At 58.8% G+C, this 6237-nt stretch carries 6 protein-coding genes; 1 reads left to right on the top strand and 5 read right to left on the bottom strand.

All coding sequences use genetic code 11. The annotated features are described in order from the left end of the window. Nucleotides 1-145: 145 nt before the first annotated feature. From QRN33_RS14730 to QRN33_RS14750, 5 genes are all read right to left on the bottom strand, one after another. Entirely contained in the window at nucleotides 146-910 is a 765-nt protein-coding gene (locus tag QRN33_RS14730; RefSeq protein ID WP_285409163.1) for a hypothetical protein, read from the bottom strand. Between the two features lie 461 nt (nucleotides 911-1371). Next, nucleotides 1372-2121, bottom strand: a complete 750-nt coding sequence (gene tcyN, locus QRN33_RS14735) for an L-cystine ABC transporter ATP-binding protein TcyN (RefSeq protein ID WP_042608565.1) — start codon at nucleotides 2119-2121, stop codon at nucleotides 1372-1374. Nucleotides 2122-2125: 4 nt separating this feature from the next. Further along, a complete protein-coding gene (tcyL, locus tag QRN33_RS14740; protein ID WP_042608566.1) occupies nucleotides 2126-2791 on the bottom strand; it encodes a cystine ABC transporter permease in 666 nt (221 codons plus the stop codon). Then, nucleotides 2791-3591, bottom strand: a complete 801-nt coding sequence (tcyJ, locus tag QRN33_RS14745; RefSeq protein ID WP_042608567.1) for a cystine ABC transporter substrate-binding protein — start codon at nucleotides 3589-3591, stop codon at nucleotides 2791-2793. The genes tcyL and tcyJ overlap by 1 nt, the downstream gene beginning before the upstream one ends. A 216-nt stretch (nucleotides 3592-3807) precedes the next feature. Next, nucleotides 3808-4800, bottom strand: coding sequence for a D-cysteine desulfhydrase (locus QRN33_RS14750; RefSeq protein WP_285409164.1), 993 nt, complete (start codon nucleotides 4798-4800; stop codon nucleotides 3808-3810). Between the two features lie 191 nt (nucleotides 4801-4991). Here QRN33_RS14750 and epsC point away from each other — a divergent pair, with 191 nt between their 5' ends. Next, on the top strand, nucleotides 4992-5918 hold the full coding sequence (gene epsC, locus QRN33_RS14755; RefSeq protein WP_042608569.1) for a serine O-acetyltransferase EpsC: 927 nt from the start codon (nucleotides 4992-4994) through the stop codon (nucleotides 5916-5918). Nucleotides 5919-6237: the final 319 nt, after the last annotated feature.

Raw genomic sequence — 6237 nt, forward strand, 5'->3', positions numbered from 1 at the left:
AATGTCCGGTGGTCCGGTGCATATACCCTAAGCGCGTATAAAAATTAAATAAACTAACTTTTAGGAATATGCATAGAAGGGGGATGTCAGCGTTGGTTGCCGATTTTCAGGTGAGAGGTAACTTACCTCCCATCCTGACCAGGGCTCACTTGGTGCGCGATTCGGCGGCCTTGAATTCGGGCTTCAACGGGACTTTCACATACGGATTCACGCAGCCGATTTTCAATGTGCGCGGCGGCGCCCAGCGCGAGTTGTTACCGACCCGGTCGAGGATGCAATAGGTCACGTCCAGTCGCAGATCTTCGCCCGCTTCGACGATGACTGCCGGTGGCACCCACACCTGAATCGGCAGCCCGACGTCGGCCGCCGTGACCGGCGTCAGATCCATGCGCACATCGCCCCAGCGCAGGGTGATGGCGTCGTCTTCAGCCATGTTCAGATAGGGTTCGATGGTCAGCGGCACGCCGCGTTTGATCTGGTTGGGGTTTACGCCCTGACGGCGAATCGCCTCCGGGATGATCACCGGTGCCAGTTGCTGATTTTCGTCTTCGCACTGCCCGGTGGGCTGGCCACCGGGGCAATCAAGTTTGACCTGCACCCGGGTCGCTGAGGACAGGGCGGGGCCTTGGCCGACCTGCATCACGCGGTAGTGAATGCGGGCGGTACCGTTGCCGATGAAACTCTCCGGCACCCGCAGGCTGACGGGCGCGCCGACATCGGCCGCGCTGAGGACTTTGGAAGCGACATAACACTTGTTCCAGAACAGCTCGATCAGGTCGCCATCGTCCATGCCAGGGTAGGGCGGCACATTGACCCGCAGGTGAGCGGCTGTCGCCAGGTTGACGCCGGTTGTCTGTGCGCATGCCAGCGTTGGCGCTGCAAGTTCGGGGGTGTGCGAAGTGCGGGTCATCGGTTTCTCTCCTTGAAGTCTTGCAGCGAAATCCGTTTCTGGAAAATAAAAGTCGCGAATCAACTGGCAATAAAGTGACAAGTATTTTGCTCAGTATTGATTTGGTTTTTTTGAACTAAGTGGCTTCGGTTGCCGACTAGATAAAAGTCTGCAGAGAGGGGTGTCAATAGACGGGGTTAGTTAATCCGTGAATTACAAGTTAATCAGAAATCTCCTACGCCATTGAGGCACTGTGCCTCGGCGGAGTGGCGAAAGCAGCTACAGAAAAACGCCGATTCCGCTGCGTTTTGTGCGGGTTTATGCTTGAGCAAACGTATAGGGATGCGATGACTCAAGGATGAATGCATGCATTGCGCAATGTATCTTGCGTGCGCTGATAATAAATATCTGAAAGGTACAAGTGCGGGAGAGAAAAGCTAACTTCCATCCGTGGAAGTTAGGAGCTATTGCAGGGAAAGTTCTCAGGCGTGATTCAGAAACTTGCTGAGAAACTGTTGGGTGCGTTCTTCTTTCGGGTTGGCAAACAGTGCTTTCGCTTCACCTTGCTCGACAATTACGCCCTTGTCGAAAAACACCACACGATTGGCCACGTCACGGGCGAATCCCATTTCGTGGGTGACAATCACCATGGTGCGATTTTCTTCCGCAAGTCCTCGAATGGTTGCCAGCACCTCGCCAACCAGTTCCGGATCGAGCGCTGAGGTCGGTTCGTCGAAGAGGATGACTTCCGGCTCCATTGCCAGCGCCCGGGCGATCGCCACGCGCTGCTGTTGGCCACCGGAGAGACGACGCGGATAAGCATCCTCTTTGCCGGCTAGCCCAACCTTGGTCAGCAGCTTCTTGCCCAGCGCAACGGCCTGGTCGCGCGGCATCTTCTTGACCACGATCGGGCCTTCGATGACGTTTTCCAAGGCAGTGCGATGGGGGAACAGGTTGAAGTTCTGGAACACGAAACCGACGTGCTGGCGCAGGTTACGCACCAGACTCTGTTGCTGGTTCAACGGGCGGCCGGTATCGATTTCGATATCGCCGACCTTGATCCGGCCGCTGGTGGGTTCTTCGAGGAAATTCAGGCAGCGCAGGAACGTCGTTTTCCCCGAGCCGCTGGGGCCGATGATCGCGACGACTTCGCCTTCCTTTACCTCAAGGTCGATGCCGTTGAGCACGACCTGACCCTTGAATTGCTTGGTCAGTTTTTCCACGACAATCATCGGGTCAGGACTCCTGGTCATGCCGATTGACCCGCTCTTCCAACTTGTTCTGGAAGTGCGAAAGCACTGTGGCCAGAATCCAGTAGATCAGCGCAGCGGCAAGATACATGGTGAAGACTTCGAAGGTCCGGGCGGTAATCAGCTGCGCCTGACGGAACAGTTCCGGCACCTGGATGGTGGCGGCCAGCGCCGTGTCCTTGACCAGCGAAATGAAGCTGTTGCCCAGCGGCGGCAATGCCGTGCGCATCGCTTGCGGCAGGATGGCCCGCCGCAAGGTCTGCGCGCGGGTCATGCCGATACTCGCAGCAGCTTCCCACTGACCGCGTTCGATCGAACCGATCGCGGCACGCAGGATTTCACAGGCGTAGGCGGCCATGTTCAGCGAAAAGCCGATCAGTGCCGCCGGCAGCGGATCAAGCTCCATGCCCAGTTGCGGCAGGCCGTAATAGATCACAAACAGCTGCACCAGCAACGGCGTACCGCGGAAGAACGACACGTAGATGCGGGCCAGCCAACTGACCGATTTGAAGCGCGACAGGCGCATCAGTGCCAGGCCGAAGCCCAGCAGCAGACCGAAGAACATCCCGCCGAGGCTGAGAACTACCGTGTAGTACGCGCCCTTCAACAGGAAGGGCGCGGAATCCAGCGCGAGTTGGAAAGCCTCTTCCATTATTTAGTGACGTCTGCGTTGAAGTATTTCTTCGACAGTTTCTCAAGGGTGCCGTCGGCACGCAGTTCGTCCAGCGCCTTGTTCACCGCTGCCAGCAGTTCAGGCTCGCCTTTGCGCAGGGCGATACCGGATTCCTGACGGGAGAAGGCCTCACCGGCAGCCACGGTTTTCGGGGCTTTCTTGGCGTATTCGAGTGCAGCCAGACGGTCGATCAGGATGGCATCGGTACGACCGTTGTTGAGGTCGGCGAACTTGGTCGGATCATCGTCGTAGGTGCGCACGTCAGCACCCGGCACGTTGGCGCGAACCCACTGCTCGTAGTTGGTGCCCAGGCCGACACCGACTTTCTTGCCGGACAGGTCAGCGGCGGTCTTGATATTCAGCGCCGACTCTTTGCTTTTCAGCACGAGGGCCTGAATGCCGGAGACAGTGTAGGGTTCGGAGAAGTCATACTTCTTCTTGCGCTCGTCGGAGATGGTTACCTGATTGACTACCAGATCCAGACGCTTGGATTCCAGTGCAGCGAGGATGCCGTCCCATTTGGTCGGCTGGATCTTGGCCTTGACCCCGAGTTTCTGCGCCAGCGCTTCGGAGAGCTCGACTTCGAAACCGGACAGCTTGCCGTTCTCGTCAACGAAGCTGAACGGCGGATAAGTGCCTTCCAGGCCGACGTTGAGAACGCCTTTGTCCTTGATCTGTTGCAACTGCTCACCGGCCACTGCCTGACCGATCAGGCCGGCGCCCAGCGCCAGACCCAGCGAACCGACCAGCAGAGTGCGACGTAGTGCGGAAAAATTCATGACAAGCCCCTGTGTTTTCTTATGGAAGACGCTTAAGGAATGTAGGCAAATGGGTGATTTGGACGACAGCGCTATCCTGCCTTAAAGCAGCTTAAGCGTCTCGCCCGAAATTCGCCTGCGGCGAGACTATAAGATGTCTGTTTTAGACTTGAAAATACTTAATATGGAAACTGTTATTCATTTAAGGAATATTCATGTTTTTTAAAAGATCTGCTCTTAAAGAAAATCCTTGTAGGCAAACAACGCCGGCGCGCCACCGGTGTGCAGGAAGATGATCGGGCCGTCATCGAAGCGCTGCCGGCCGATCCCGTCTAACAGGCCGGCCATGGCCTTGCCGGTGTACACGGGGTCAAGCAACAGACCCTCCTGAGCGGCCAACAGTTTCACCGCCGCCAAAGTCCCGGCATTGGGTTCGCCGTAACGCGGGCCGAAATACTCGTCCCACAGCTCGACCTTGAAGCTGGCCGGCACCTCGATGCCCAGCAGATCCGCCGTGCGTTCAGCCAGACCCTGGACCTTCGGCCGCTGATCTTCTTCACTGCGCGAAACCGTCACACCAATCACTGGCAATTGCGGCAGCGCCTCACTCAGCGCCAATCCGAGACCACTGTGAGTTCCGGCACTGCCGGAGGCCAGCACCACTGCGGCGAAATCGATGCCGCTGTCCTTGATCTGCTCAGCCAGTTCCAGTCCGGCACGCACGTAACCCAGGGCACCGAGCGCATTGGACCCGCCAATCGGTACCAGATACGGCTTCTTGCCGTTGCTGCGCAGGCGCGCGGCGAGGGCGGCCAGTTGTTCGTCAGCATTGTCGAGGTTGTCGACCAGTTCGACCCTGGTGTCGAACAGATCCAGCAGCAGACGATTGCCGTTGCCGGTGTAATTGCTGTCGTCAGTGCCCAGCGGGTTCTCCAGCAGCGCCACGCAGCCCAGGCCGAGTTTCGCCGCCAGTGCAGCGGTCTGGCGCACGTGGTTCGATTGCAGCGCGCCTGCGGTAATCAGCGTGTCGGCGCCTTGTGCCAGAGCATCGGCGCCGAGGTATTCAAGTTTGCGCAGTTTGTTGCCGCCCATCGCCAGCGGCGTCAGGTCATCACGCTTGATGTACACCTCGCGGCCAAGCCAGCTCGACAGGCGTTCGAGTTTTTCCAAGGGTGTGGGATGGCTCAGCAGTTCAAGACGGGGAAAGCGTTGCAGCTGTGGTTTGATCATGGGTCCGTACTGGCGCAGAAGAATGAATGGACTATAGGCACGCGCTTTTGCCCGGGCAACCGTGAATCGCTTATAGCCAAAAGGACTTAAGCCAGCACTATCGGTTCTTAATTCGTCGGCAAAGGCATGCCGTAAAGTAGGCGCCGTTGACGCGGCCAGACAGTCCGGCCGCCCCGTGAGGAGACTTCACCGTGAGCGAGCGTTCCAGCCATTGGCAATTGCAGACCATCGTCAGCCAGCTGCGCAGCGCGCGGGATCAGTGGCGTGCACAGAATGGCCGGGCATCCGGAGAGCAGGGTGGGCGCGAGTTGCCGTCGCGGGCGGCGATGGCGGAAATCCTCGAGGCGCTGTGCGGCGCGTTGTTTCCGATGCGTCTGGGTCCGGTGGACCTGCGTGAGGAAAGTGAAGATTTCTACGTCGGGCACACCCTTGATGTAGCACTGAATGCCTTGCTGGCGCAGACACGCCTGGAGTTGCGTTACGTCGCTCGCCACAGCGCGCAGGACGACAGTGAAGTCGAGGCCCGGGCCATTCGGATCGTGCAGGATTTTGCCTTGGCCTTGCCGGGTCTGCGCACGCTGCTCGACACCGACGTGCTGGCGGCGTACCACGGCGATCCGGCGGCACGCAGCGTTGATGAAGTGCTGCTGTGCTATCCGGGCATTCTCGCGGTGATTCACCATCGTCTGGCGCACCACCTGTATCGTGCCGGGCTGCCGCTGCTGGCGCGGATCAGCGCGGAAATTGCCCACTCGGCGACGGGCATCGACATTCACCCGGGCGCGCAGATCGGTCGCAGTTTCTTCATTGATCACGGCACCGGTGTGGTGATTGGCGAAACCGCGATCATCGGCGAGCGAGTGCGCATTTATCAGGCGGTGACCCTGGGTGCCAAGCGCTTCCCCGCGGATGAGGACGGCCAGTTGCAGAAGGGCCATCCGCGCCACCCGATCGTGGAAGACGATGTGGTGATTTACGCCGGGGCGACGATTCTCGGGCGAATCACTATCGGCAAGGGCTCGACCATCGGCGGCAACGTGTGGCTGACACGCAGCGTACCGGCGGGGGCGAATCTGACCCAGGCGAATCTGCAGCATGATGACGGGACGCAGAAGTAGGCCGTGGAATCCTTTTCCCCTCACCCCAGCCCTCTCCCGGAGGGAGAGGGGGCCGACCGAGGTGTTTTGCGTCATACATCGACCTGAAATACCGGGTCGATTATGGATTCGGCACGGTTTCCTCAGGTTGGCGCACATTCTGAACATCCCCCAATCAGCCCCCTCTCCCTGAGGGAGAGGGGGTGACCGAGGTAACTTGCGTCATACACCGACCTGAAATGCCGAGTCGATTATGGATTCGGCACGGTTTTTTCAGGTTGGCGCACATTCTGAACATCTCCCAATCAGTCCCCTCTCCCTGAGGGAGAGGGGGTGACCG

The organism is Pseudomonas sp. FR229a, assembly GCF_030209115.1.
Lineage (GTDB): Bacteria > Pseudomonadota > Gammaproteobacteria > Pseudomonadales > Pseudomonadaceae > Aquipseudomonas > Aquipseudomonas moraviensis_A.

What these genes read in the sequence shown, in the direction of transcription:
- tcyN (WP_042608565.1), bottom strand. Translation starts at nt 2,121, where the DNA reads ATGATTGTCGTGGAAAAACTGACCAAGCAATTCAAGGGTCAGGTCGTG.
- tcyJ (WP_042608567.1), bottom strand. Translation starts at nt 3,591, where the DNA reads ATGAATTTTTCCGCACTACGTCGCACTCTGCTGGTCGGTTCGCTGGGT.
- tcyL (WP_042608566.1), bottom strand. Translation starts at nt 2,791, where the DNA reads ATGGAAGAGGCTTTCCAACTCGCGCTGGATTCCGCGCCCTTCCTGTTG.
- QRN33_RS14750 (WP_285409164.1), bottom strand. Translation starts at nt 4,800, where the DNA reads ATGATCAAACCACAGCTGCAACGCTTTCCCCGTCTTGAACTGCTGAGC.
- QRN33_RS14730 (WP_285409163.1), bottom strand. Translation starts at nt 910, where the DNA reads ATGACCCGCACTTCGCACACCCCCGAACTTGCAGCGCCAACGCTGGCA.